The organism is Runella sp. (assembly GCF_965279615.1).
Classification (GTDB): Bacteria; Bacteroidota; Bacteroidia; order Cytophagales; family Spirosomataceae; genus Runella.
The window spans coordinates 587,147-613,191 of sequence record NZ_OZ257252.1 but is presented as its reverse complement, the minus strand read 5'-3'; the positions used below and the strand labels follow the sequence as shown (position 1 = coordinate 613,191).

27 protein-coding genes are annotated in these 26,045 nt (G+C 43.9%); 12 read left to right on the top strand and 15 right to left on the bottom strand.

The window, feature by feature from the left end; genetic code table 11:
• The first annotated feature begins 1 nt into the window (after position 1).
• The 4 genes from ACQY73_RS02775 (at position 2) to ACQY73_RS02760 (ending at position 3,750) form a co-directional block, all read left to right on the top strand.
• Positions 2 to 517, top strand: a complete 516-nt coding sequence (locus tag ACQY73_RS02775) for a hypothetical protein (RefSeq protein ID WP_428661119.1) — start codon at positions 2 to 4, stop codon at positions 515 to 517.
• 26 nt (positions 518 to 543) lie between these two features.
• Complete coding sequence (locus ACQY73_RS02770) at positions 544 to 1,074, top strand: hypothetical protein (RefSeq protein WP_428661116.1); 531 nt, start codon at positions 544 to 546, stop codon at positions 1,072 to 1,074.
• A gap of 150 nt (positions 1,075 to 1,224) precedes the next feature.
• Complete coding sequence (locus ACQY73_RS02765) at positions 1,225 to 1,653, top strand: hypothetical protein (RefSeq protein WP_428661113.1); 429 nt, start codon at positions 1,225 to 1,227, stop codon at positions 1,651 to 1,653.
• 510 nt (positions 1,654 to 2,163) lie between these two features.
• A complete protein-coding gene (locus ACQY73_RS02760; protein ID WP_428661110.1) occupies positions 2,164 to 3,750 on the top strand; it encodes a Na+/H+ antiporter in 1,587 nt (528 codons plus the stop codon).
• A 20-nt stretch (positions 3,751 to 3,770) separates the two neighbouring features.
• Here ACQY73_RS02760 and ACQY73_RS02755 read toward each other — a convergent pair whose 3' ends face one another.
• From ACQY73_RS02755 to ACQY73_RS02730, 6 genes are all read right to left on the bottom strand, one after another.
• Positions 3,771 to 5,531 carry a TIM-barrel domain-containing protein gene (locus ACQY73_RS02755; protein ID WP_428661107.1) on the bottom strand — a complete coding sequence of 587 codons (1,761 nt, stop codon included), beginning with the start codon at positions 5,529 to 5,531 and terminating at the stop codon, positions 3,771 to 3,773.
• A 61-nt stretch (positions 5,532 to 5,592) separates the two neighbouring features.
• A complete protein-coding gene (locus ACQY73_RS02750) occupies positions 5,593 to 6,762 on the bottom strand; it encodes a CPBP family intramembrane glutamic endopeptidase (RefSeq protein ID WP_428661104.1) in 1,170 nt (389 codons plus the stop codon).
• A gap of 115 nt (positions 6,763 to 6,877) precedes the next feature.
• On the bottom strand, positions 6,878 to 7,738 hold the full coding sequence (gene lgt, locus ACQY73_RS02745) for a prolipoprotein diacylglyceryl transferase (protein ID WP_428661102.1): 861 nt from the start codon (positions 7,736 to 7,738) through the stop codon (positions 6,878 to 6,880).
• Between the two features lie 20 nt (positions 7,739 to 7,758).
• The gene (locus ACQY73_RS02740; protein ID WP_428661099.1) at positions 7,759 to 7,956 is read right to left on the bottom strand and encodes a hypothetical protein; all 198 of its coding nucleotides are present in this window, start codon (positions 7,954 to 7,956) and stop codon (positions 7,759 to 7,761) included.
• Complete coding sequence (locus ACQY73_RS02735; protein WP_428661097.1) at positions 7,953 to 8,459, bottom strand: RNA polymerase sigma factor; 507 nt, start codon at positions 8,457 to 8,459, stop codon at positions 7,953 to 7,955. The genes ACQY73_RS02740 and ACQY73_RS02735 overlap by 4 nt, the downstream gene beginning before the upstream one ends.
• 217 nt (positions 8,460 to 8,676) lie before the next feature.
• Positions 8,677 to 9,804 (bottom strand): type III polyketide synthase, encoded by a 1,128-nt coding sequence (locus tag ACQY73_RS02730; RefSeq protein ID WP_428661094.1) that lies wholly within the window; start codon positions 9,802 to 9,804, stop codon positions 8,677 to 8,679.
• Positions 9,805 to 9,966: 162 nt separating this feature from the next.
• Here ACQY73_RS02730 and ACQY73_RS02725 point away from each other — a divergent pair, with 162 nt between their 5' ends.
• Positions 9,967 to 10,125, top strand: a complete 159-nt coding sequence (locus ACQY73_RS02725) for a hypothetical protein (protein WP_428661091.1) — start codon at positions 9,967 to 9,969, stop codon at positions 10,123 to 10,125.
• A gap of 274 nt (positions 10,126 to 10,399) precedes the next feature.
• Here ACQY73_RS02725 and ACQY73_RS02720 read toward each other — a convergent pair whose 3' ends face one another.
• The 3 genes from ACQY73_RS02720 to ACQY73_RS02710 form a co-directional block, all read right to left on the bottom strand.
• A complete protein-coding gene (locus ACQY73_RS02720; RefSeq protein ID WP_428661089.1) occupies positions 10,400 to 11,485 on the bottom strand; it encodes a mevalonate kinase family protein in 1,086 nt (361 codons plus the stop codon).
• Positions 11,486 to 11,544: 59 nt separating this feature from the next.
• On the bottom strand, positions 11,545 to 12,765 hold the full coding sequence (locus tag ACQY73_RS02715) for a sugar MFS transporter (protein WP_428661086.1): 1,221 nt from the start codon (positions 12,763 to 12,765) through the stop codon (positions 11,545 to 11,547).
• Positions 12,766 to 12,869: 104 nt separating this feature from the next.
• On the bottom strand, positions 12,870 to 13,634 hold the full coding sequence (locus ACQY73_RS02710) for an SDR family oxidoreductase (protein ID WP_428661084.1): 765 nt from the start codon (positions 13,632 to 13,634) through the stop codon (positions 12,870 to 12,872).
• A 133-nt stretch (positions 13,635 to 13,767) separates the two neighbouring features.
• Between ACQY73_RS02710 and msrB the strand changes: the two genes are divergently transcribed.
• Positions 13,768 to 14,184 carry a peptide-methionine (R)-S-oxide reductase MsrB gene (gene msrB, locus ACQY73_RS02705; protein ID WP_428668406.1) on the top strand — a complete coding sequence of 139 codons (417 nt, stop codon included), beginning with the start codon at positions 13,768 to 13,770 and terminating at the stop codon, positions 14,182 to 14,184.
• A gap of 16 nt (positions 14,185 to 14,200) precedes the next feature.
• Here the strand turns inward: msrB and ACQY73_RS02700 are convergent, their stop codons facing one another.
• Positions 14,201 to 14,584 (bottom strand): VOC family protein, encoded by a 384-nt coding sequence (locus ACQY73_RS02700; RefSeq protein ID WP_428661081.1) that lies wholly within the window; start codon positions 14,582 to 14,584, stop codon positions 14,201 to 14,203.
• A 96-nt stretch (positions 14,585 to 14,680) separates the two neighbouring features.
• On the opposite strand from ACQY73_RS02700, the gene ACQY73_RS02695 reads away from it, so the two are divergent.
• Positions 14,681 to 15,136, top strand: coding sequence for a hypothetical protein (locus tag ACQY73_RS02695; RefSeq protein WP_428661078.1), 456 nt, complete (start codon positions 14,681 to 14,683; stop codon positions 15,134 to 15,136).
• A gap of 57 nt (positions 15,137 to 15,193) precedes the next feature.
• Here ACQY73_RS02695 and ACQY73_RS02690 read toward each other — a convergent pair whose 3' ends face one another.
• Together ACQY73_RS02690 and mutY are read right to left on the bottom strand one after the other, a co-directional pair.
• Complete coding sequence (locus tag ACQY73_RS02690) at positions 15,194 to 15,670, bottom strand: single-stranded DNA-binding protein (protein WP_428661075.1); 477 nt, start codon at positions 15,668 to 15,670, stop codon at positions 15,194 to 15,196.
• A gap of 123 nt (positions 15,671 to 15,793) precedes the next feature.
• Positions 15,794 to 16,855 carry an A/G-specific adenine glycosylase gene (gene mutY, locus ACQY73_RS02685; RefSeq protein WP_428661072.1) on the bottom strand — a complete coding sequence of 354 codons (1,062 nt, stop codon included), beginning with the start codon at positions 16,853 to 16,855 and terminating at the stop codon, positions 15,794 to 15,796.
• A 173-nt stretch (positions 16,856 to 17,028) separates the two neighbouring features.
• On the opposite strand from mutY, the gene ACQY73_RS02680 reads away from it, so the two are divergent.
• The 5 genes from ACQY73_RS02680 (at position 17,029) to ACQY73_RS02660 (ending at position 21,924) form a co-directional block, all read left to right on the top strand.
• Entirely contained in the window at positions 17,029 to 17,313 is a 285-nt protein-coding gene (locus ACQY73_RS02680; RefSeq protein WP_013930219.1) for an HU family DNA-binding protein, read from the top strand.
• Between the two features lie 35 nt (positions 17,314 to 17,348).
• Positions 17,349 to 18,194, top strand: coding sequence for a tetratricopeptide repeat protein (locus tag ACQY73_RS02675; RefSeq protein WP_428661068.1), 846 nt, complete (start codon positions 17,349 to 17,351; stop codon positions 18,192 to 18,194).
• A 312-nt stretch (positions 18,195 to 18,506) separates the two neighbouring features.
• Positions 18,507 to 20,066: an Rne/Rng family ribonuclease gene (locus ACQY73_RS02670; RefSeq protein ID WP_428661066.1), complete on the top strand. Its 1,560-nt coding sequence runs from the start codon at positions 18,507 to 18,509 to the stop codon at positions 20,064 to 20,066.
• Between the two features lie 98 nt (positions 20,067 to 20,164).
• Positions 20,165 to 20,674 (top strand): hypothetical protein, encoded by a 510-nt coding sequence (locus ACQY73_RS02665; protein WP_428661063.1) that lies wholly within the window; start codon positions 20,165 to 20,167, stop codon positions 20,672 to 20,674.
• 17 nt (positions 20,675 to 20,691) lie between these two features.
• Positions 20,692 to 21,924: an S-adenosylmethionine:tRNA ribosyltransferase-isomerase gene (locus ACQY73_RS02660; protein WP_428661060.1), complete on the top strand. Its 1,233-nt coding sequence runs from the start codon at positions 20,692 to 20,694 to the stop codon at positions 21,922 to 21,924.
• 5 nt (positions 21,925 to 21,929) lie between these two features.
• On the opposite strand, the gene ACQY73_RS02655 is transcribed toward ACQY73_RS02660, so the two are convergent.
• From ACQY73_RS02655 to ACQY73_RS02645, 3 genes are all read right to left on the bottom strand, one after another.
• Complete coding sequence (locus ACQY73_RS02655) at positions 21,930 to 24,407, bottom strand: ATP-binding protein (protein ID WP_428661058.1); 2,478 nt, start codon at positions 24,405 to 24,407, stop codon at positions 21,930 to 21,932.
• 92 nt (positions 24,408 to 24,499) lie between these two features.
• Positions 24,500 to 24,955, bottom strand: a complete 456-nt coding sequence (locus ACQY73_RS02650; protein WP_428661056.1) for a response regulator — start codon at positions 24,953 to 24,955, stop codon at positions 24,500 to 24,502.
• A 234-nt stretch (positions 24,956 to 25,189) separates the two neighbouring features.
• Positions 25,190 to 26,038, bottom strand: coding sequence for a DUF2911 domain-containing protein (locus ACQY73_RS02645; RefSeq protein WP_428661053.1), 849 nt, complete (start codon positions 26,036 to 26,038; stop codon positions 25,190 to 25,192).
• Positions 26,039 to 26,045 lie beyond the last annotated feature (7 nt).

The window sequence follows — 26,045 nt, the reverse complement described above, 5'->3', positions numbered from 1 at the left end:
AATGGCTGTTTCAACCCTATTTATGTTCATTATGAATTTTCTTCCTTACAAAACGATACACTACCGCACTTCCCTGACAGCGTCGGAAGTTCAGGCGCGGCTGTCGGCCAATGTCATCACGGGAATGAGCTTCCTGAGTGAAAAACCTTATTATGGAGAAATAACACCGTATGATTTCTCGGTACGAAAAACCTACAGCAGACTTAAGAAACAAAGCATGAGCCCAACCGTAGATGGTCGTATTCAGACAGTGGAAGGGCAAATCCTTATAACGCTTACGCTCAAGCCTCACATGATATTTATCGTGTCGCTTATACTGTTCTCCTTTCCCTGTATCATGTTTCTGTTCAGTGGTTTAAGTGCTTTTTTTAAGACGTGGGATTTCGGCATTTTTATTAATTGTTTCGTGCCGTTGGGGATGTTATACAGCATTTTCTACCTGATCTTTCATATCCAAAGTAGTGCTGCATTCCGCTTTTGGGAATATACTTTAGCGTTACAACCCATTCATTTATAACCGATAACTATTTATTTTTTCAGTCAATGTATACTTTTAAGATTCTCGCTTTGTGGATTGTGATCGGCATGGCCTTGGGCGGCCTGATCGCTTTTATTGTGACAAAATTCGATGGCTATTATGATGGCTTATTGGTGAAACAAACCATTCTTCTGGGTGCGCCGGGTGGTCTTTTGATTGCCGGGCTCTTTCTATACGTTCGGTCGCAGGAAGCCAAAGGAAATCCAATTACGACCCGGTCTGTGGTGGAATCCGTCCTTAAAAAGACTGCGAAAGTGGAGCAGCCAAAAATTCAGGCAACGCCGAAGCCTGCCAAACCAAAATCATTTTGGAGTTTTCTGTGGCGGGGCGGGTTGATGGGTTTTGTAGGATCAATCGCAGGGTTGGCCGCAGGGATAGCCTTTTGCGTAAATCAATACGAGGGCATGAGCAGTGATGCCAAAGCATGGGTGATCTTTTACGTCCCGTTCTTCTTTTTATACCTCTGTGTCGGCGCGGTGATCGGATTACTTCTGGGTAGTTTATCAGGAATTGTCTGGAATTATTTCAGGGCATAAACGCCACATTTTGTACAAAGCAAACCGATGTTTCAGTAATGCCCGCCGGTTATACATTCTCCCTTGCAGCGTGCTGAAATATGCCCCAATTTTGTCAGGCCATTTAAACAAATACATTCGTTAATCAACTTTAAAATTAATTATTAGGCTATGAAAACATCTGTTAATCAAATCGTTACTAGGTTTTTTGTGTTTGCACTTTTTTGCTCGGTAATCACTTTGTCCGGTTGTAAGAACAACGATGTAGCACCCGCTCTCGCCGATCAGGTGACGGGGAGTTATACCGTAAGTTCGATGTCGCAAAAAGGGTTAACCATCACGTTGCCCACCAACGGAATATCGGGAGAGTACACGGTCAAAAAATTGAGCGATGACAAAGTGAATGTCTCGTTTGTTTTGAAAGTTACCGGCAGTGCCGACGAAACCGGGCAGGAAGATGCCGAGCTTAAAAAAGCCGCCGACGGTAGTATTGAATTTTACCTGGCAGGCCAAAAAGCGGGAAGCTTTTCCAACAATACCATCAATTTTATGTTTGATGATCCCGATGGTACGCTCACGATCGTGGCAAAAAAGAAGTAAAATCTGGAAATATCAAAAACCCCGCCCTATGAACTAGCGGCGGGGTTTTTGTGTAAAATGGGTTGTTTATTGACATTGGCCCAGCACGTACCATAGAATGATAAAAATGAGGACAGTACTGAAACAGCCACCGCCTAATTTTTTTGCGCCATAACCGGCAAGGAGTCCTCTGAATAAGTTATTCATATATTGGGAATTATTTATGGTGAAATATATCAATTGTCTATAAAAAAAACAATCCAATTCCCCATTAAAAATCAATGGGGAATAAAATACTCGTTTTGGGGACTTTTTCTAACGCTCACACCATTCTGTGTTTCTCATTTGGGATGCGCCATTTCGCCCTTTTTCTACAGTCATCGTTCATTGCCTGTTTTTAGGAGCCGGGAGTTGATTTTTTTCATAATTTGGCTATTTTAGGGCTTTAATAGAAAAATATTTATCGGTTGCCATTGACCGTGAATGACCTGTAATTATCGTTAATCCTGATTATTGTCTTTTTTAGTATCCATGATTCAAGAAAATCTATTATTGATTGTTTCCCTGCTGGCTGCGGTTTCGATGCTGGCGATGCTCAGCGAAAAACTAAAAATATCGTATCCTATTCTTTTAGTTATTGCCGGATTATTCATCAGTTTTATTCCCGGTATTCCCGTCGTCAGCCTCAGTCCTGACATGGTGTTCCTGCTTTTTTTACCTCCTTTGTTATACGCAGCCGCCTGGAATACGTCATGGCGGGATTTTTGGGCCGCCCGTCGCGCCATCAGTATGTTGGCATTTGGGTTGGTGATTTTTACCTCTACGGCCATTGCGTTGGTTTCACAAGTGCTTATTCCGGACTTCCCGTTGGCGTTGGGTTTTTTATTGGGTGGGATCATTTCACCGCCGGATGCCGTAGCCGCTACGTCAGTTTTACAGGGGATAAAAGTGCCGAAACGCGTGGTCACGATTTTGGAAGGCGAAAGCCTGATCAACGATGCGTCATCGCTGATCGTTTTCCGTTTTGCACTGGCTGCTACGCTGACCGGTGAATTTACGCTCATGAAAGCCACCACCGATTTCTTTATGGTGGCAGGTTTGGGTATTGCCATTGGTTTGGCCATTGCACATGTGCTGTACGCTGTCCATAAGTTTTTGCCTACCACGCCAAGTATTGACACTTCGCTGACGGTCATTGCGCCTTATTTGATGTATATCGCGGCCGAGCATTTTCATTTTTCGGGTGTAATGGCGGTGGTCAGTGGCGGGCTGTTTTTGAGCTTTCGTTCCCACGAAATATTCAGTTACAATACACGCATTCAGGCCTATTCGGTGTGGGAATCGCTGATCTTTATTCTGAATGGATTGGTGTTCATTTTGATCGGATTACAGCTTCCTCAGATCATTACGGGGTTGGAGCAATATACGATTGTTGAACTTGTTTTTTATGCCTTGGTTATCAGTATTCTAACGGTTATTGTACGTATTGTATGGGTATTTTCAGGGGCTTATTTGTCTTGCATTTTGTCCAAAAAAGAAAAAAGGATGAAATGGGAAAACGAATTTCTGATCGCTTGGAGCGGTATGCGGGGCGTGGTGTCGTTGGCGTCTGCCTTAGCGGTACCGCTGACGTTGGATAATAAATTGCCGTTTCCGCACCGCGATCTGTTGTTGTTCATCACGTTCGTAGTGATCCTGTTTACGTTGGTGTTTCAGGGGCTTAGTTTGTCGCCTATCATTAAGTGGTTGAATATCAAAGACGAAGAAAACGAAGAAGCCGAACACGAAATCACCATTCGTTTGCGCCTTGCCGAAGCGGTGCTGAATCATCTTCAAACCAACTACACCGATGAACTTACGTCTATCGATGCTTACACCCGCATCAAAGATCGATACGAGCGTATGGTCGATATTGCTAATCGAAAGTTATTAAAAGAAGAAAACGCCGCTCCAACGCCGCATTTTCTACCCAAATACCGCCGTATGTTGCTGGAACTCGTCGCCATTCGAAGAAGTGAATTGGATAAACTCCGCAGTGAGAAACACTACTCCGATGAATTGCTGCGTACTAAAGAATATGAACTGGATCTGGAGGAGGCGCGGTTGAATGAGAATTAGAGGGATCTCCGACGACCATTTTATTGATACACAATCAGCTCTTTACCCGTTTCTGTTTTGATCGTCAACTTTTGTTTCCTGTTATCATAGGCAAAGACTGTTTCGTGTCCGTCAATCAGTACTTTCTTAGGGGAAGCAGTAGCATGAATAGTTAGAATAGAAGGCAATTTTTTGCCTTTGAATTGCAAGGTGAGCACATTGGCCTGTTGGTCAACGTATAAAGAAGTAGGTGTTTGGTCTTTGGTGTCGTATACGGTGAACTCACTTTTGCCTTTTGGATAGATCAGCCAAGTGAGATAATTGGCCGAAGTAGAATCGCCGATGCCGGTGTAAGAGCGTTGGATGTTGAGGGGAATAATGGCGCCTTCCCTGATGTACACGGGAAACTCTTCGAGTGGAAATGATTTGGTGAACGTTTTTGGGCCTGTAATGACTTCTTTGTCGTCAAACCAATACCGCCATTGGCCTTCGGGAAGGTGAATTTCGTTTTCCAACTCGTCTTTGTAGATAGGTGCCGCAAGGAGATTATCGCCAAACAGATAATGGTATTTGCCGTTGATCGGCCGTTGAAGCCGAGTGCCGCCTCGGTGTGCGGATACCACGTAGCTGTACATATAAGGGATCAATTCGGTATGCAGCCATGAAAAACGGCGGATAATTTCAAATTCCTGCGGGCTTCTTTTCCAAAGTGCCCGTTCGCCGTGGCCGCCGTTGAGAAACAGTCCGCAAAAGGTAGAGAATTGCGCCCACCGAATGTACAAACGCGGCGGAATATCGCCTCCCGAAAAGCCCGCCACGTCGGAACCGATGACGCTGTAGCCCAGTTTGGCACTTTTTAAGATGCTCTGAATGGCAGATTCAAACCCTTGAATACCTTCTAAAGCAATGTCTTTTTGCACTTCTCCTTTGGCCGTTGGCGGAGTTTTGCTTTGCCAATGATGTTTTTGGTCGCCCACCCAATTGACGGGTGATGCATCAATGGGTGCAAAGCCTTCGGGATGGTAGCCGCGATCCATGGCGCGGGCCAATGTCACAAACTCGGGATTGGTTTTGAGGCCGTTTTTGTATTCTTCGCGGTAATACAGATCCATGTATTGGCGAGTGGTCAACCAACCCGAATGGGCTTTTTGGTATAAAAAAGGAATTGGCCCTAATTGCTTACGAAAAAGCGTAGCAGTGCCGTCCAATTTCCAACCGTCGATGCCGTATTTAAGTACTTTTTGCTGCATGCCTTGCCACCATTTTTGGGCTTCCGGATTGGTATAGTCGATAAAGCCGCCTTTGCCCTTCCACCATTTGATCTCGTTCCCGTTGCCGATCATATAACCCTTGTCTTTGGCCGCTTGATAAAACGCGTCTGACGCCTGTACTTTGGTGTCTTTGTTGTGACTGTCTACCATAGATGTCATCCACAGCACCACCCGATAGCCTTGATCCTGCAAGCCGGTAAACCATTTTTCATAGCCCGGATAACGACTCGTATCGGTTTCAAAATCATTGTACCGCAGGCTCCACGGACTGTCGATCAGCAAGGTGCGAACGGGAATATCGTGTTCTTTATACCCCGCCAGCAATAAATCTTCGTAGGCGGCGGTATTTTGGTCGTCTTCCCACAGCCAGCATTCCAACGCCCACGCAGGTGTCAGGGGCGGATTCCCGTGTCGTTGGGTATTGAAAGGCATACCCCAAAAGGGAAGAATAAAGTAGAAATAGCCAAATACAGCTAAAAAGACCAAGGTATATGCCAGGAATTTGGCTGCTTTTTTAAGTTTTCTTTTCATTGTTTTTTATTTTCACGCAGAGGCGCTGTGTCTTTGACTTCTCTGCGCCTTTGCGTGATTATTATATGTGAAAAAGAAATTCAGAGGAATTGACCAGCGCATGCACCAACGCCGCATAAAAAACATTGTTGGTTTTCATGTATGTATAGCCATACGCCCAACCTGCCACGCTTGCCAATCCCACAAACAGCAGCGAACCTGCATGAAAATGTACCAATCCAAAAAAGATACTCGTGATCGCCAACGCGGTATAAGGACCATGCAGAAGCGTTTGTTTTTTCTCAATAAAGTACGCGGCAATAAAGATTAACACCGTGATAAGTACAGGAAACCACGCCATTTGGAGTTGGACGAAATAGCCGGTTATGAATGCCAAAACGATGAACAGCCCAAATCCATATTTCCAGTAAATGGACCATTTGCCGCTTTGGGTTATCTTTTTAGAAAGTATATTTTGTAAAAGCCCGCGCAGAAACAACTCTTCAAACAGCGCCGTTCCCATAAAAATACGGACGAAATCTTTCAGCCAATCGTACGCAAAGGTCGTTGAGAGGATATTGTGCCCGCTTAGTTGCAGAAAATTTCCGAAATAGCCCAACACCATTACCAATCCCACAAAAGCCAGCCAAGCGCCCAACGCGGTAAGAAATGATTGCCAACGAAAAGTCGGATAAAAGCCGATGTCGGGTAGGTTTCGAATGTAGCTGAAACTGTATACCGTCGAAATCATAATGACCAATCGCATGGCATTGCTGAAACCTGAACCGTTGAAGGGGAGAGAAGTGCCGGTGCCGAAAGACATGGCCGTGGCGGGAATGACGATCAGCAACACAAATACAATATCCGACCACGCTACGGGTAAAGCGGTCTTTTTGAAGGCTAAAAATCCCAATGTTGGAAACAGTAAATAAAAAATAAACAAACCCGCAGAGCCTTTAAATGGCGTGTGGCCGTGAACAATCAGATACGTGTAGAGGATTCCGATCAATGCAACGGGAAAAATCACGGTCTTTTCAGCGCTTCCTTTGAGTCTTGATTTCCAATGGGTTATACTGCTTGGGTTGCCGATGGTGAAAAGCAGAAAATAGATCACCAAAAAATACGGACTTGCCAATGCCAGTTCTTTGGCTGACAGTTTCCAATTGGTCACCAAAAACAGCACGAAAAGAAGTAGAGTTAAGGCGGCACTTGTCAACAAGGCCTTGGTGTAAGACGCAGCGGTTTCTTTCATGAATTGGTTTTCTGATAGTACCAGTACTGCCGGAAAACCAATAGGGCTATTTATGGTGAATAATTTTTTAGCGCATTGCTAAGTTTGAGCTGATCAATCTGTCCGTATACAATGTTTAATTGGCTGTATTTGCTTGATTGACTGTATAATTTGGTTGGATTTTGGCGGCATAAAACAAAATGAAAAAGCCTGTCAGAATGACTGGAAGGCTTAACCATTGCCCCATATTCAGTAACATTCCGTTTTCAAAACCTTCCTGAGGTGTTTTGAGAAATTCAACCATAAAACGAAAACTGAACAGCAAGATCATGAAAATGCCTGTAATGATACCCGTAGGAAGAATATGCCTTTTTTGTTTCCACAAATAAAAAGTCAGCGCAAAAAGGAACAGGCAGAAAAAAGCCTCGTATAATTGCGTCGGGTGACGCGGAACGAGCGGCAAAAGGCTGATGTCTGTTTCTCGCACAAACACAAAGCCCCAAGGCAGATTCGTTGGTGTTCCGTAGATTTCAGAATTGAAAAGATTACCCAATCGAATCAACGCCCCGCCAAGAGCAGCTGCAATGACAATGCGGTCTGCCAGCCATAAAAAAGGCGGATTATCCCTTTTACGTGAATATAGATAGAGGGCAATTAAAATGGCGAGCGTGGCTCCATGACTGGCTAAACCTCGAAAAGGAATGTGGATCATGGACAAAAGCCATTCCTGCGGATCACTGAAAAGAAGTTCCCATTCGTAAAACAAATAATGTCCCAATCGGGCACCTATCACGGTGGCGATGACCATGTACAACAGCAGAGATTCTATTTGTGTTACTTCGATAGAATCAGTACGAAAAAAATATGTCAGGATCATTTGGCCGATCAAAAAAGAGGAGGCAAACAGCAATGAATACCATTGAATGGGTAAAGAAGCGCCGAAAAGGTCAATAGTAATGAGATCGGGAGCGATGTCCCAAACAATATAATTCAGCATAAAACAGTGATTTTGAGGGTTTAACAGCCTGAAGTAATAGTGATAAGAAAGAAACTTACGCAAAAGTGGAGCATTGGTCGTTGAACCTTCCGGTACCAGCGCACAGGTACAGGATGGCTTTTTATCAGGCCTGAAAGCTCGGCTTGACTCCAGTTGTATTCCTCACCGATCTGCTCTTTATACGATTCCCACAGGGGTTTTAATTCGTCCGGATTCATGGTAATTGGTTTTTCAGCAGCTTTTCCAGTTGCGTTTTAATGCGATTGATCTTTGTACTGACATTCGTTCGGCTCAGATTCAAAATACCGGCGATTTCATCGTAAGAGTGTTCTTCCAAATAAAGCATAATAATGGCTTTATCAATGTCGGAAAGTTGCTCAATGGCCCGATACAGCTCTTCGGTTGCCTGCGTTAGTTCCAAGGACGATTCGGGCGATGAGATTTGATACGCATGTTCAGAATACGATTCGTTTTTGGGACGCCCTTTTTCCTTTCGCAATTTGGCAAACACGGTATTTAGTGCAATTCGATAGATCCACGTAGACACTTTCGCCCGGTGATTGAACGAAGGATACGATTTCCATAATTGCAGCACAATTTCCTGAAACATATCCTTTCGGTCTTCCGGCAGCGTAAAGTAGAGGCTGCAAAGGCTGTGGATCAGCTTTTGCTGAGCAGCGATGAGCTGAACAAATTCGTTCTGTAACGATACTTTTGCCACTGCGACCGGTTTCTGATGGATTTTAGAAGTATTAGTTGCAGAAAGTACAATAAAGTCACAGCCAATTAAAATTTTTATTGTATAGATGCTTTCTTTTGAACCATATGAGGATTATAAGTAAATATAAGGCATTGTTTTTCAGTTATTTAAAGCTTATATGGCCTTATATTTCTTATATGGTTGAATAAATTCACTTTATTGTGATTGACTGAGAATATTAAACTATTTTGAAAATTCCAGTTTCCAATGTCAGGCCCGGCCCGAAGGCGCAACTGAAAATGTGCTTGCCAATGTCTTCTTGTGTGCGTTCCTGAAGCAATTTTTGAAGAACAAATAATACCGTGCAGGAAGACATATTGCCATATTCTTGTAAAACCTCATATGCGTAGCGATTATCTTCAGGCGTGAGGCCAAGTTGGGATTCGGCAGCCTCCAATATAGCCCGCCCTCCGGGATGAATGGCATAAAAATCAAAAACAGGCAGGGACGCAGTTTGTCGCAATTGGGTCATCAATTCTCCAAGTCCACCTTTGACCAAACGCGGGATGTAAGAACTTAACACCATTTCAAAGCCAAAATCACCCACGTGCCAAGCCATATCGTTGCGGCCTTCAAAAAGCAGATCGCAGTAAAAAGATTGCATCGCCAGCGACAATCCCTGCGTATGAGTGTTTGGTTGCGATTCAATGATAACTGCCGCAGCACCATCGGCGAACAATGCATTGGAAAGCAAATAATTTTCGTCCACTTTTTTCTGAAAATGTAACGTACACAACTCAATACAAACCAACAGCACTTTGGCATGTGGGTCTGCCTGTACAATGGAGTTGGCGGCCTTCAAGCCGTTAAAAGCACCGTAACACCCCATAAAATTGATGGAAGTGCGATGCACCTGTCGGGACAGCCCTAAGGCTTCCACCAGTTCAATATCCAATCCCGGAGCGTATAAACCGGTGCAACTGACCGTAATTAGGTGAGTAAAACGGGGAATTGCGGAATGCTGGGGACTGATGGTTGAGAGTACATCCTTGTTTTTTAAGGCGGAAGCTACGGCTTTCAAGGCCAATGGCAAGGCGTATTTCCGATAAGCAAGCATCCGCTGCGATACGGTCGGGAAAGGTTCGAGATCAAAGGTGTTGGGGTAAAATTCGAAGTCGTCGGTTTTGCCGTAATCGGTTAAGACGGAATATCTTTTTTGGATCTTGGTGCTTCGATACAGGACACGTAGCTTACGAGCCTCTGTCGGATCCAACTGTGATGCGCGTATCATGAAGTCGGCGATGGACGATTGTTCTATGCAGTTTTCCGGAACGGCTGTTCCGATGGATGTGATGTATGCCGGCATTCGCGCTAGATGGATAATGATACAAATAAACCCTAATAAAAGTATGCCAAAAGTCAGCTGCCCGACCGTTGGATAACTTTTTGAAAGAACACGTAGTTTTACGCTAAACAATTTAAAAAAAAGGTAAGTCCTTTGTAGAACGAAACCCCAAAATACTGCTATATGAAGTCCTCTAAATCGTACCGCATCCACCCCGGTGATAGAAAAACGCCTTTGATTTTGGATCAAACTTTATGGTTAGCTGCCCTAACGCTCTTAGTGATCGGTTACATTGTGTTTTATTTCATTTATCCGATGTTAAGCAAAGGGTTATTGTTCTGATCTGTTTTCAGCCAAGAAACTGTTTTCTGAAAGAGCGGGTGTAAACCTGCTCTTTTGCATTAAAATAAACCTATAAGGTCTGTTTATCGCAGTCAATCAGACCTTATAGGTTTGACTGACGACAAAAACATGGTCCGGTTATCGCATCAATCAGACCTTACAGGTTTGACTGACTACAAAAAAAGGAGTGGTTGGGTCGCTTCTTAAACCTAATAAACGACTCAAACACCCCAAAAGATTTACAGACGCTGTCTAAAAAAACATCAAACCCTGCTTATTGTTCTAATTTAGTTCCTTCATCGACCGTAATGATGTACGGAATACCTCCTTCGCGCCGTATCGCTTCGGCTACTTCTTCGGCAAAATTGGGTGCGTACATAAACATGCAGCCGCCACCGCCGGAACCGTTGATCTTCCCGCCCAATGCGCCTGCATTCATAGATGCTTCCACCATTCGATTGATCTTTTCGGTAGATGTACGTTTATGATCGCGGAGATTTGCAAAATGGCGATAAAGCAATTGCCCGAAAGCCGTATCCACATCAGTTGTTTCCTGTTTAGAGGAAGAAGTGTATTGAAGTAGTTTTTTTCCCTCGATCAATAAGTCTCGGTCTTCTAAATTGGCTTTTAAAAGCCCCAATTCATCTGCTGAAAGCAAAGAGGAATAATCGGAAGCCTGTAAAAAGGGAGTATTGAAAATGGAAAAGGAAGGATCGTATTCGGTTACTTTTTTAATGATCGCTTCCATTCCAAACCGGCAACGGGCCAAAATACCCAGCGTATCTTTGGGCTGCTGAGAATCTCCCAATACAAAGGTGCCCAGTGTTGGGTGTAAGGCTTCTACGTAAATTTTCGGTGTAGATTCGAGGTAAATAACGTTGCCGATGGCGGTAGAATAATGGTCCATCATGCCGCCGGGTTCTCCAAATTCCAGTACTTCGGCTTCATTAGCTATTTCTCCCAATTCTTTAGACGAAATTACGGCAGGATTATCGGCGTGTCGGGTTAAGAAATTAGCCCATGAAACGATCAAAGCCGACGAACTTGACGTGCCCGAATTGATGGGGATATTGCCATGAACCTCACATTCTACGCCCCGACTGAACACAAACCCGCGACGGCGTAATACGTTGAGCGTACTGCGAAAATAGTCCCGGTCTTTTACGTAGGTCGATGCGTTGGAGAGTGTAAATGATTCCTCTTGGTGGAGATCGGGTAAATGGATGGTGATCCTGTCGTCTGCCCGATGGTTGCCTTCAACGCTGATACGGCGCGAAATGGCGGCGGCAATGGTGGGTAATCCTAAATAATCCTGATGTTCGCCAAAAAAACAAATTCGGCCCGGTGTGCTGATCTTCATAGCTAAAAAAATTCCCTCTCTTTTTGGGAAAGAGAGGGCGGCAAATTTAAATGAGGGAATTACCAACTGCGTTTTTTGTAGCCAATGAAGGCATAATACAGAATGAATAAGTATAACGGCATCATGACCCAATAGGCCTGTTGAGTGCTGTGAATAGAATCTGCGATATTGCCGTAGATCAATGGTAAAACGGCTCCTCCCGAAATACCCATGATGAGTAGGGCGGAACCGGTCTTGGTGAATTTGCCCAGTCCATCAAGCGCCAAGGGCCACATGGCAGGCCATACAAGGGCGTTGGCAAAGCCTAAAAAAGCAATACACAATACCGAAGTAAAGCCACCGGTTGTAACGGCCAAAACGGTTCCAATGACGCCCAGAACAGCCGAAGCCTGCAAACACAAATTTTGAGAAACGTATTTAGGAATAAGAATGATCCCTAAAACGTAAGCGGCCAACATCGACCACAACGTGTATGTTCCAAAAGTACTGGCTTCCGCTTCGGTAAAGCCCAATGAGACACCATAATTGATGATAGTATCTCCCGAAATCACCTCAACGCCCACGTAACAGAAAAGTGCAATGACACCTAATACTAAATTAGGGAACGAAAATACGCTGTTGCGCGCTACTTTTACTGTATTTCCGGGCGTTTCTTCCTGCTCTTCGCTTACTTCGGGAAGACCTTTGGAAAACCAAATGACGCCGGCCAACACCACCAATACCGCCGTCAGTATCAAATACGGCATTTCCACTTTTTGGAGTTCCTCCTGAGGAGTGGCTGCAGCGCCGCCTGCCAACAAAAGTCCTCCGAAAAGGCGCTGACTGAAAATGCCCGCAAATTTGTTGGCAATTCCCATAAAACTGATTCGTTGGGCTGCGCTTTCACGAGGTCCGAGGATGGTCGCGTAAGGATTGGAAGCCGTTTGCAATAACGTTAAACCAATACCAATGGTGAAAAGGCCAACCAAAAACAAAGGATAAGAAGCGATTTTGGCCGCAGGGATAAAGATCAACGTTCCAACGGCCATGATGCCCAGCCCAAGCGACATGCCTTTTTTGAAACCCGTCCGTTTCAACACTTCTGAAGAAGGAATGGCCATGACCGTATACGAGATGAAAAAGGCAAAAGTGACAAGGTAAGAACTGGTGTTATCAAGACTGAAAGCTTTTTTGAAGAAAGTGATGAGGGTGCCGTTCACCCAAGTAACAAATCCGAATACGAAAAATAACAAACCAATGATAATCAATGGTCCAACATAGCTTTGTTTAGGTTTTGACATGGTTAGTGTTAGGAGTTAGTGGGTCATTCAGAAGCCGAAAAAATGAATTTTTTTCCGCACTTGAAAGTTTTAGGGTTTATTTTTTAAATTTTTTTAAAATCAACTTAAAATCCATACACAGCAAAGCCGCCATCGACGGCGAGAATGTTCCCGGTAATGTAACTTGCAGCGGGTAAACACAGAAAAGCAATGGCAGAAGCCACCTCTTCGGGTTGCCCCACGCGTTGCATGGGTGTGCGGGAGATAATAGAAGCACGGGTTTCTTTGTTGGACAAAACAGATTCGGTCAAAGGAGTTTCAATGTACCAGGGAGCCACGGCATTGACGCGGATGCCGTCGGCCGCCCATTCACAAGCTAAATTTCGGGTCAGTTGATTAAGGGCGGCCTTGGTCATGCCGTAAATAGAGCCGCTTTTGAGAGAAGTCAGCCCCGCCACCGATGTTACGTTAACAATGCATCCTTTGGCACTTTTCAATAAAGGATATAATGCCTGCGACAACGAGAACGCCGACGTTAAATTGGTGGCAATGATCAAATTGAATTCTTCCGGCGTATAACCTGTGGTTGGCTTACGGATGTTGGTGCCTACATTATTGACCAAAATATCAAGTTTTTCCCAACGCAAACGTATGTGTTTTACCAATTCGGGAATGGCATTTTTGTCGCTCAGATCGACGGCGAAGCCCGTTGTTTTAAAGCCGTTTGCCTGATAATCAACGAGTTGTCGCTCAATCTCTACTTCATTGCGAGCCACTACGATCACTTCAGCGCCCAATTGAAGCAATGTTTGGACTGTGGCAAGGCCAATACCTTTGGTCCCGCCGGTCACAAGGGCAATTTTGCCCGTTAAATCCCACTTTGGAAGCATATTTTTACGAGTTAAAACTATACTATAAACGAATACGTTAATATAAGTACAAAACATGAATAAACTAACAAAGATGGATCGCCGTATTTTCATTCGTACTTTAGGAGGAGCAGTATTGGTAGGGCCGTTGGCAATGGCGCAACAGCAAAGTCAGGAGTTGAAGCGGGTCGTAAAAACAGATGCGGAGTGGAAAAAACTTTTGACCCCCATGCAGTATTACGTGACGCGCCAAAAAGGCACAGAACGCGCTTTTACGGGACCTTTCTGGAACAATAAAGAAAAAGGGACGTACAAATGCGTTTGTTGCGGCACACCCCTTTTCAGTTCCGATACAAAGTTTGAGTCCGGAACAGGTTGGCCAAGTTTTTATGCGCCATTGAACAAAAAAGTTCTGAAAGACGAAAAAGACAAAAGCTTGGGGATGGAACGTGAAGAGGTCATTTGCGCTACCTGCGATGCCCACTTAGGCCACGTGTTTGACGACGGCCCTCGCCCCACCGGCTTGCGTTATTGCATGAACGGTGCCGCCTTGGCTTTCGAGAAAAAATAACCGAACGACAACCAAACTAAACCGTTTGGTTGTCGTTTCTTGAAAAAAGCTCTATCCAATAACCGTCCGGATCTTGGAGAAACAGTTGACGTATCCCATCCGGACGAAATTTGATGGGCCGATGGGTCGTATTTGTTGCTTTAAAATGTGCTTCCCACGCATTCAGATCGACTACCTCCAGCGCAAAATGATTGCTTCGAGAGCCTGATACGACGTTCTCCGTTCGTATTCCTATCAAATGCAGTTCCTGCTCCGTTCCTATCTGAAACCAAGCTCCCGGAAAGTCAAATGCCGGACGGGCTAAAGGGGTTAAACCTACGATGTTTCCGTAAAATTCTATGCTGCGTTCCACATCAGCTACGTACAGCGCAACGTGGTTAATACCGATAATTGATAACATTTTTCAATAAAGATTACAACTTTTTAAAAAAGGGCTGCGTCCTGTTTAATAGACAGACGCGGTGTTTGTCGTATAAATGTATTATTTATTATTGCCATGAAAAAAGTAATCTTATTTGTTTTTTTAACAGCGGTAGGTTGTAAAACGGACAAAGTTGATGCTGAGAAACAAAATCTCAACGGAACATTAAGCTTAAAAGAAGAATTTAGCTTGAAAATCAAGCAACAAACTCAGGTAGATGCGTTCAAACTCTCATTTAATTCGGTGGCCGACAGCCGTTGCCCGGCCAACGCACTTTGTATCAGAGCAGGAGAGGTAGTGGTTGATCTGGCGGTCAATGATACTCAGAAAGTGCAGATGTGCCTTGGAGATTGTCAACAGGTTCGACCTTCTCAGTACAAAGGTTCGATAAGCCAAGATACCTTGGAAGTATCGATTCAAAACAAGCCTTATTTGTTCATTCTGAAACAAGTCTCGCCGTACCCCATACTTCCGGTAGATGCCGATGCGCAGAAAAATTACGAAGTGAAAATGGAAATTGTAAAGAAGTAAACGAGTCGAATAAGAAAAGCCTGACAGTAACGCACTGTCAGGCTTTTTTGTTTAGAACTAGAACGGCAAATCGTCGTCACCGCCGCCAAGGTCTGCCGCAATGGGCTCGGCCGGTCTGGGTGCAGGACGGGGAGCCGGCGTAGAAGCAACAGGCTGAGATGGTTGAGACTGATACTGCGGCTCATTGCTTTCGCCGCCGCTGTTTCGGCCTCCTACTAATTGCATCGTATTGGCTCTGACTGTTTTACCTTCGCGCTGTTTTCCTTCTTTATCCGTCCACGTTTCCGTGCGCAATTTCCCTTCAATGTAAACGGTATTTCCTTTCCGAAGGTATTGTTCGGCAATCTTGGCCAAATTGTCCCATAGTTCAATTCGGTGCCATTCTGTCTGCTCTACGCGCTCGCCGCTGCGGTTGGTGTAAGCTTCAGAAGTGGCAATATTGAACCGAGCCACTGCTGAGCCATTTTCCAAGTGACGCACTTCCGGGTCGCTGCCCAAATTCCCCAATAGAATTACTTTGTTTACTCCTGCCATTGTATTTATTAGATGTTTAAAGTTGCAAATTGGAACGAGAATATACGAAAAATAACGACAATAACCAACGTTTCAGGGATCTTGATTTGCCGGTTTTTTCGCGTCTCTTTACTACAAAAATAACTAAAAATTATGCTCTTTCCAATAAGACGTGACTAACACAGGTTTGGGTACATTTTCAATTTCATCTTCGGTTAAAAAAGTTAATTCAGGGGGCAAATGCAGCGTAGTTTCGGGCGCTGCTTCCAGCACCCAAAACTGCGCCTGAATCCGTTGATGAGATAAAATATGCGTAAAAATTCGCTTGGGCGGAGTAATGATTGTTTGCAAAAAAATGCTTTTAAGTGGTTGATTATCAGAAAATTCATCTGCTGATTCAACGGGTGCGTCACTCTCAATAAGGTAGAAATCATACAGTTGTTGCCAGATGTCTTTCGCGGTGCGTTGGCGCATGGCAACGCGGCCGTTTTGAACAATGACAAAATAATTGAAAAAGCGTTCGCGTACCTTGGTTTTTTTGATTTTGACAGGCAATAAATGAATGCGCCCGGTAGCAAACGCCAGACACTCCTGTTGGACCGGACAAAGCAGACAATCAGGCGCTGACGGGGTGCATTGTACTGCCCCAAATTCCATGATAGCCTGATTGTACGTGGCAGGTTGCTCCTGCGAAATAAGCTCGGCGGCTAACTTGGCAAATTGACGCTGCCCTTCTCCGCCGGTAATATCAGTATCTATGCCAAATACCCTTGCCAATACTCGATAGACATTTCCGTCCACCACGGCCACCGGCTCATCGTAGGCAAAAGAAGCAATGGCGGCGGCGGTATAAGGACCTATTCCTTTCAAACGAAGCAGACCTGCGTAGTTTGGAGGAAAGACACCATTCAATTCCTGTACAATGTATTTTGCCGTTTGGTGCAGGTTGCGGGCGCGGGAGTAATAACCCAATCCCTGCCAGAGACGAATCACCTCTTGTTCAGAGGCATTGGCCAAATCAAAGACGGTAGGGTAGGTGTTCACAAATCGTTCATAATACGGTAATCCCTGTGCGACGCGCGTCTGTTGAAGAATTATTTCCGAGAGCCAGATGTAATAAGGATCACGGGTCTGCCGCCAAGGTAAATCCCGGTGATGGTATTCATACCACTTAATGAGCTTTTTGGCAAAAAACTTGTTATTCAATGGTTTTCGAATGTTTATTTTGAAATAATGGCATAAAAGATTTTCGCAATTTGTCGAAATTATACTACTTTTGTGCGCTCAAAATAAGCCGATTGTAAAATAGATCGGCTTCGCAGGATTTTGAAACTAATATCACAAAGAATAACAGTTTTATAACCTTAAAGTTTAAAAAAGTGACGAAAGCAGACTTAATTGCAGCAGTTGCCGATCAAACCGGCATCGAAAAAGCACACGTTTCTGAAACAGTTGAAGCGTTTTTCACAGTAGTAAAAGACTCATTGGCCAAAGGCGAAAACATTTACGTCCGTGGTTTTGGTAGTTTTGTAAACAAAAAACGCGCTAAAAAAGTAGCTCGTAACATTTCTAAGAACACGGCTATCGTCATTGACGAGCATTATGTTCCAAGCTTTAAGCCTGCTAAAGTATTTGTTGAGCAAGTAAAAGGCTCAGATAAGTAATTTCAATGGTGTAGAGGGAACTGCCTGAAAATGTTATGAATCGTTCAATCCTGATTGTTATTTTATTGGCTTCAGTACTTACCGGCGGGCTTTACAGTTTGCCTAAGGTGGTGGTTAAAAGCCAGGACCGAAAATTATCGGAGGGAAAAGACAGCACTCAGGCTTCTGCGTCGGAAAACGTTGAAAAACCTTCGACGGCGGCAGAATCTCATACTACACCTTTGACTGCCGAACAGCAACATTCGGTCGCGGCACTGCATCAGCAGTTCTCGTCGGCGAGGGATCCGAAGCAAAAAATAAAAGCCATTTCACAACTTTCTGATTTTTATTTGGACATCAGAAAATTTGACAGCGCAGCAAAGTATGCCGAAACGCTTGCTTTGTTGGAGCCTTCCGAACCTAATTTGGTTCGTGCAGGAGACCGCTATTATGATGCATTTAGTTTTGCGGTAGATAACAGTAAATCGACGGCGTTAGGTGCTAAGGCTAGAGAATGGTACCAAAAAGCCCTTGATAAGAATCCTGCTCTTCTCAACGTAAAAGCGAATTTGGCCATGACCTACGTCTCCACTGAAACGCCTATGCAGGGAATTCTGTTGTTAAGAGAAGTATTGGCGAGTGATCCAACCAATGAAACGGCGTTGTTTAATTTGGGACTTCTTTCGATGCGTTCAAACCAATATGAAAAAGCGGTGGAACGTTTTCGTCAACTGTTGAAAGGGAATCCCACTAATTCCAAAGCACGTTTTTATCTGGGGGTGTCGTTGGCTCAAACGGGCAAGAACAAAGAAGCGCTGGAAGAACTGTCGGTTGTAAAAGGTCAGGAGAAAGATCCTACCATTCAGGCAGCAATTGCTGAATTGGAAAAAGACTTGAAATGAAACCGTTATTCGCGCAATAACAAATGAATGACGGGCGGCTTATGGCCGCGGTAACATAATAATTAACTTAAAAAATGTAAAGCTATGCCTTGCGGAAAGAAAAGAAAAAGACATAAGATCGCTACTCACAAACGGAAAAAGCGCCTCAGAAAAAATCGTCATAAGAAGAAGTAATTTACCCCAAAACCAAGGTGCTTTTCAACCTTGGTTTTGGGTTTTATGTGCTTCGTCAAATGCCTGTTTGACTATGTTGTTGTTTTGAACCATTCGTAAGATTTACAGAATGGTTTTCACCTTAGATCCTTTAAACCATTGAGTAGCGAATTAATCATCAGTGCCTCCCAAAAAGGGACACGCATAGCGCTTTTGCAACAGAAGCGCCTTGTGGAGTACCATGTGGAGGAGTCGGAAAACAGTTTTACGGTCGGTGATATTTACTTAGGTACTGTCCGAAAACTCGTTACCGGTCTGAACGCTGCTTTTGTTGACATCGGATATGAAAAAGATGCTTTTCTACATTACCATGACTTAGGTCCCAATGTTCAATCGCTTAATAAACTGACCAAAGAAGTCATTGCCAAGCGCATGAATTCCGGCAAATTGAATAACTTCAAGATGGAGCCGGAAATTGATAAACTTGGAAAAATTGACAAAGTACTGGGCAAAAATCAGCCCATACTGGTTCAGGTAGTGAAAGAACCCATTTCGACCAAAGGCCCCCGCCTCTCGTGCGATATTTCCATTGCAGGCCGCTACGCGGTGTTGGTTCCCTTTTCAAACTCGGTCAATATCTCTAAAAAAATTACGGATAAAGCCGAACGCACCCGTTTGCACCGACTGATGACTTCGGTGAAGCCCGCAAATTTTGGCATCATTGTTCGCACAGTAGCTGCCAACAAAGAAGTGGAAGAGTTGGATAGAGATATTCAAAATTCCATTCAAAAGTGGGAATCGGGCATGAAAATGCTGAGCGAAGCCAAACCGCGCGACCGAATAATCGGAGAGATGAACCGGGCGTCGTCCATTATGCGGGATCTGCTGAATGATACTTTTGACAGTATTACGGTAGATACCAAAGACATGTACGATGACATCAAAGGGTTTATTCATACCATTGCGCCTGACAAAGAGAAAATTGTCAAACTCTACAGCGGTAAAAACAAGCTGTTTGAGCAGGTAGGTCTTGAAAAGCAGATCAAATCATTGTTTGGACGCTCGGTAAGCCTTCCGGGAGGAGGGTATCTCATTGTAGAACATACCGAAGCACTCCACGTTATAGATGTCAACAGCGGCAACAAGTCCAATAACGAGGAAAGTCAGGAAGATACGGCACTGCACACCAACATCGAAGCGGCGAAAGAAATTGCCCGCCAGTTGCGCCTGCGCGATATGGGCGGAATCATTGTGGTAGACTTCATAGACATGAAGAAAGCCGAACACAAAAAGCAACTTTATGACGAAATGAAAGCCGAAATGAAGGCCGACCGTTCGAAGTTTACGTTGCTCCCGCTGACAAAGTTTGGGTTGATGCAGATCACGCGCCAACGGGTTCGTCCGGAAATTAACATTGTGACGCGCGAAGTGTGCCCAACATGTAATGGAGCCGGTACGATTCAGCCCAGTATCCTGATTTCGGATATTATTGAAAATAACCTTGAATATCTCCTTACTCGTCAAAACGAACAAAAGGTGTCGGTAGCCCTTCACCCGTACTTGCACGCGTACTTTACGGCGGGATTCCCGTCGCCCCGACTCAAGTGGTTGTTTAGATATAAATCGTGGGTTAAACTTTTGAAAGACAGCTCATTGGCTGTTACGGAGTTTAAGTTTTACGATAAATACGGAGAAGAAATAGAAATTGCGGCAACGTGATTTTTTAGAACATGAAAAAAGGGTTAAGAGTTACAAGTCAGAGGCTTACGTCATAATCAGCCTTCAACTTCTAACTTTTAACCCTTAACTTTTTACCTATGAAATTTACAACTTTAGCCATCCGCATATGGCGTTTATGCTCAATGCTTGCGGTATTTGGGACTTCTATCTATAGTTACAGCCTTTTCAGCAATGATGTCGGCGTTCATTTTGATGCATTGGGAAAGGCAGATGAGTTCATGAGCAAATCGGATATTTTCTATATTATCGTTGGTTTGATCTTAGTCAATAATGTACTTTTTCCTGCTTTAGGGCGTCAACTTACCAAATTGCCGAGCCACCTTTTACCCATTCCCAATCAATTGGAATGGGCGGCACAACGGGATGAACTCAATGAGCATCTTCTAAACTGGATCTATAGCTTAGTAGCCATGATCAATACGATCATTGCCATGACGGTTTTTGCCTTGGCAACGGTCAATAATGAATTTACCTTTAAGATCGGAGATTTTGAAGGGCTGTTTTATTTGGTTGTGGTACTGTTATTAGTGATCGTTCTGGCGCTTCCCGTTCGGTTGATGTTGAAACCGAAAGAAGAAGAAAGCTAGTTGTTGGAGCGCTTGTTATGCAAAATCTTCCCGAAATTCCACTCTCGGATTATCAATACGAACTTCCTGACGAACGTATTGCCCGTTTTCCGTTGGAGCCACGCGATACTTCCAAGCTGTTAGTTTATAAGAACGGTTCTATTCAACACGAACGTTTTTATGATCTGCCGCAATTTTTGCCTTCAACCACGTTTTTGGTCTTTAATAATACTAAAGTAATTCCTGCAAGGGTGTTTTTCAGAAAGCCAACGGGCGCAACGATCGAGGTTTTTCTGTTGCATCCTGAGGCACCTACCCGAATCATCAACGACATCATGCAACAAACACAATCCTGCGTTTGGAGTTGTATGGTCGGTAATAAAAAACGGTGGAAAGCAGACGAAAAATTAAGTATTGAGTGTGAGGTGCAGGGGGGTAAGTGCAGTATTGAGGCAAGATTAATAGATTATGATAAGAATTGGGTTCAATTCAGTTGGACTCCGGGATTCTATTTTGCCGATGTTATTCGTGCGTTAGGGGAAATTCCGCTGCCTCCTTATTTGGGACGCCACGCCGATGCGCATGATGCAGATACGTATCAGACGGTGTATTCAAAAGTGGAAGGAGCCGTAGCAGCGCCCACGGCAGGACTTCATTTTACGCAAAAGGTTTTTCAACAACTCTCAGAAAAAGGTGTTACCCACGATTTTGTGACGCTGCACGTTGGCGCGGGGACTTTTCAGCCTGTCAAAGTTCAAAATGTGGTTGAGCATACCATGCATTCTGAGCAGGTCGTATTTACAAAATCGTTTATTGTACAATTGCTTTCAAAAATACAGGATGTGGTAGTGGTGGGTACAACGTCGATGCGTTCGTTGGAAAGTTTGTATTGGATCGGGAATAAATTGCTGAATTCTTCTTTAGAAAAAAGAGATGACGGCGAGCATTTTTTTATCGAAAAACTGACCCCGTATCAGCAATATGAGTCAACGCATACCGCAATAGAAGCATTGGAGGCAATTTTAGAGTACATGACGGCGCATCAATTGGAAGAATTGGTGGGAGAGACCGAAATCATGATCTTTCCGGGCTATGAATTCAAAATCTGTAAAGGACTTATTACGAATTATCACCAGCCCGGTTCGACGTTGATGTTGCTTGTAGCGGCTTTTGTAGGTCCGCAATGGCGTACTGTGTATCAGGAAGCAATGACCAATGACTATCGTTTTTTAAGTTACGGCGATTCTTCGCTGTTGTGGCGAGCCGACTGATTTGCTCAGTTTTCTACCGGTAAATACATGAAAAAAGTGGCTCCTTTTCCCGGTTCGCTCGTGGCAGTAATGAAACCGTGATGATTCTCAATGATTTTTTTGCAGATCGCCAGACCAATTCCGGTGCCTTCATAAGCGTCTTTACTATGAAGGCGTTGAAATACCTGAAAAATTCGCTCGCTGAACTGAGGGTCAAACCCGATTCCGTTGTCGCTGAAGGTGATGAGATGATACTCAACGTGTGGGGATGCTTTTTGGATAGGGATGCCGTGTAAACGTTGGTATGTAACGGTGATCTGCAGAGGCGTGTCGGGTTTCAAAAACTTCAGAGAGTTGCTGATCAGGTTGGTAAATAATTGTTCGAATTGAAACGGAATTACCTCCAAAACGGGCAGGAAAGAAGATTGAATAATTGCCTGTTTTTGCTCAATTTGTTCATTTAGATGGTCTTTAACACTTTGCAGCAACACATTGAGATTGACCGGTTCGAAGTGTTTTTCGGAGGTATTGGTACGTGAATATACCAGTAGATCCAAAATAAGCTGCTGCATTCGGGTAGCGGCCGTCTGCATTCGACGGAAATAGTCACTCCCTTTCTCCGTTAAATTATCTTTTTCGATCTCGGCAATTCGGGAAGCAAGTGTTTGGATCTTACGAAGCGGCTCCTGCAGATCATGGCTCGCAACGTACGCAAATTGGGCCAATTCAGTATTTGTTTTCTCCAATTGGTTATTGATGGTTACCAACTCTTGAGTGCGGTCTTCTACCATTATTTCCAGCGAACCGGCCAACATCCGCAATCTGTTCTCGCTTTCTTCGATCAGTTGTCTGGATTGCTTTTCTTCAGTAACGTCAAGAACGGTTCCCAAAATACGGGCCGGCTCTTTTTGATCATCAAATTCAACCTTTCCCTTGACTTTTACCCAATGCAGCGATTGATCGCGGTGCACCACCCTAAATTCATAATTAAGAATGCCCGTTTTGTACGAAAGCGCGTGCGCTTTCTGACGTATATCAAGATCATTTGGATGAATTCGTTTGATGAATTTAACGTGATCAGCAGGAGCTTCTTCGGCAAAGTCAAATATTTCTAAAAACCGTTTGGACGCGTCCAATTTACCCGTCTTTAAATTGGCTTCAAAGGTGCCCAGATCGGTTGCTTCTACGGCAATACGCAATCGCTCTTCGGTATCTTCGATTTTTTTACGGGCCTCTGCTTTTTCGGTTACATCATACACGGTGACCATGATGCTCGAAACCACTTTTTCTGTATCGAATAAGGGGGCATATTCAAAATCAAGGTAGAATTTCTTCATACCGTCGTCGCCTTCAACGTAAGCAAGCGCCTCCTTTTCCCGGTAGGTAATGCCGGTATTGAATACTTGGTCCAACAATTGGGGAAAGGGTTGTCCAATGAGCTCGGGAAAAACGTCAAAAAGCTTTTTGCCCTGTACTTCTTCGTATTTTCGACGCCAAATGTTAGTTACCAGTGTTTCGTTAGCTAAGTCTATAAGGTAATCTCTGCCTTTGAAGATGGTCATGGCGATGGGTGACTGCATGACTAAATTTCTAAACCGACTTTCGCTTTGTTCAAATATATGTTTTGCATTAACAAGATTGGTCACCTCATTGGCTACTACAATGATGCCTGTTACGTTTTGTTCGGCATCACGTAAAGGCTGATAAACAAAATTGAAAAACGTTGCCTCTTTTTTCCCAAATCGGTTAAGCGGCACTTCAAACTCATTTCCGTAATAGGGAAAACCCGTACTCATAACTTCCTCTAAGAGAGGTTGTACTGCTGTTTTTACTTCGGGAAGTGAATCAAATAACGACCTCCCTACAAATGCTGACCTCGACCTGTCTACGATTTGGAGATATGTATCATTCGCCATTTCAACGATAAATTCCGGACCCTGCAGAATGGTGATCCCAACGGGAACCTGTTGTACAATATTGTCGAATTTTGTTTCGCTTTCCTGTGCTTCCTTACGGGCCTGCATCGAAAGCACTATTTGTTCCCTGATGCGTTCGTCCAATTGTTGGATAGTAACGTGTAAGTCGAGGAGTTCTTTGTAGTGAATGGTCAACTCGCCCGGCGATTCTTCTTTGCCGGGTTCTTTTTGTTGATCAATGGAGTGCTTCTCAACTGCCGCCAACAGTGCCGTAAGCTCTTGGGCGATCGATTCCATCTTCAACAGCCCTTCGCGTGCGATTTCCGGTTGGTTATTTTTGTAAAGTTTGATGAGTTCTTCGGCGCAGGTGTGAAGGTTTGTATGGATTTTTTCAAGTACATGCATCTCCGGAATATGTCCGTATTGGGGTAACGCATACTCATAGATCCATTTCCCGAAGCCACATTCGTGAGGAGACACGACAGGTAGTTCATCGATTTGCGCACCGTACAAAATGGCTCGAAGTTGTGTTTTAAACAAAATATGTCGCGTTTTTGCTTTCGCAAAATCCAATTCGATCCAATTCATACGTCGGACAATTTGTGGATAATCTAAAACGAAGCCTCGTCCTGCCGAAAATAGAATAAAATGTATCTTAAATGGTGCCGAAACAAACCTATTCAGAGCGTTATCAAAAAGTTTTCTTTGTCGCGCGCCGTTTTAGGATGATTCCAGTCAATGGCCAAAACCTTTTGAATGACAAGTTTCAGTTTCGAAAATGACCCCGGTTTGCATACGTAATAGTTGGCTCCCTGCTCATAGACCTTATTGATCGCTTCGGGCTGAGATGAAGTGGAAAATATTACAACAGGAATATTTTTGAGTTTTTCAATGTGTTTTATTTCCGTGAGACACTCAAATCCATTTTTTCGGGGCATGTTGAGGTCAAGAAAAATAACATCCGGCGGAGGGGGAACTTTGGAATCCAAAATATCCATCAACTCTATTCCGTCGTTAGCAGTAGTAAGTTTTGTCTGTTGGGAAACTTCTCGCAATGCATCTTCAAACAAAAGACAATCATCAGCGTCATCATCAGCCAAGAAAATAGATTTACCCGATTTTGAATTAAAGGTCATATTAATAATTTAGAATTATAACCAAGAACTGAAATAGATGTTTACGTTTTACGAATAAATGGCCGGTTATACTTCAATAATGAATGGTGTAAGGAAATGGGGGAACTTTACAAATATAATGTTATTGGTATATAAAATCAATGAAGGATAGAAGAGAAACTAAAAAACAGTCTGTTACTGTACAAAAAAAGCCGAAGTGTTGACTTCAGCCTTTTTTGTAAAATAAACGAATGACTATTTTCCGCACGCTTTCAATACATTGGTATGGTTTAGGATGTAGGCACCATCATTGGCTTTTTTGGCCAGCTCCAATCCTTTTTGGGCGTCGGCAATGGCTACGTCACATTTGCCTATTTTAGCCGCGATTTTACCGCGCAGATAGTAAGTCCAATATTCTTTTTCTTTCTCCACCACTTTATTGGCCCATTCGTAGGCTTTGTTCAAATCGCGGTTGGTGTCGTAATAATAATTTGCAGCAGCCGAGAGTGTTCCTTCGTTAACGTCGGCAGCAGTGGTCTTTTGTTGAATTTCAGCCATGATCTGCGCGTCAGGATCATGCGCTACGGTGAATTTTGCCTGTAGATTTTCCCACCGAATGGCAATTTTGGACGAAGTAGGGGTGAAATCGGTAAATTCAATCGTGAAATATTCTTCTGTTTTAGCGGGCTTTTCGGCTTTCACCTTAAAACGCACTAAATCTTCAGATTGCTTATACTCATAAGCGCCCCATTGATTGGCGTTTTTGCTCAAAATAACGGTCCATTCGGTTTCGGTTGGAATGGTAAATAAGCCATAGGTGCCGGCAGGAACCTTTTGCCCTTCGATGGTTACTTCCTGTGACAGGATCAAATTGGGTACTTTGTTGGCTCCTGTACGCCACACCTGCCCGTAAGGAGCTAAGGGTGTGCCGAATAGTTTGCGGCCTTTCAAAGACGGGCGGCTGTATTCAACGGTTATTTTAGCCAGTCCAACGCTTTGGGAGACAGTAGCTGAAGGACTTGGTGCAGGCGTGTTGATCTGCGCATTGGCGATTCCAACGCTTAAACAAAAGGCGGCGGCACATGCAATGGTAAAAAGTTTCATTGATTTT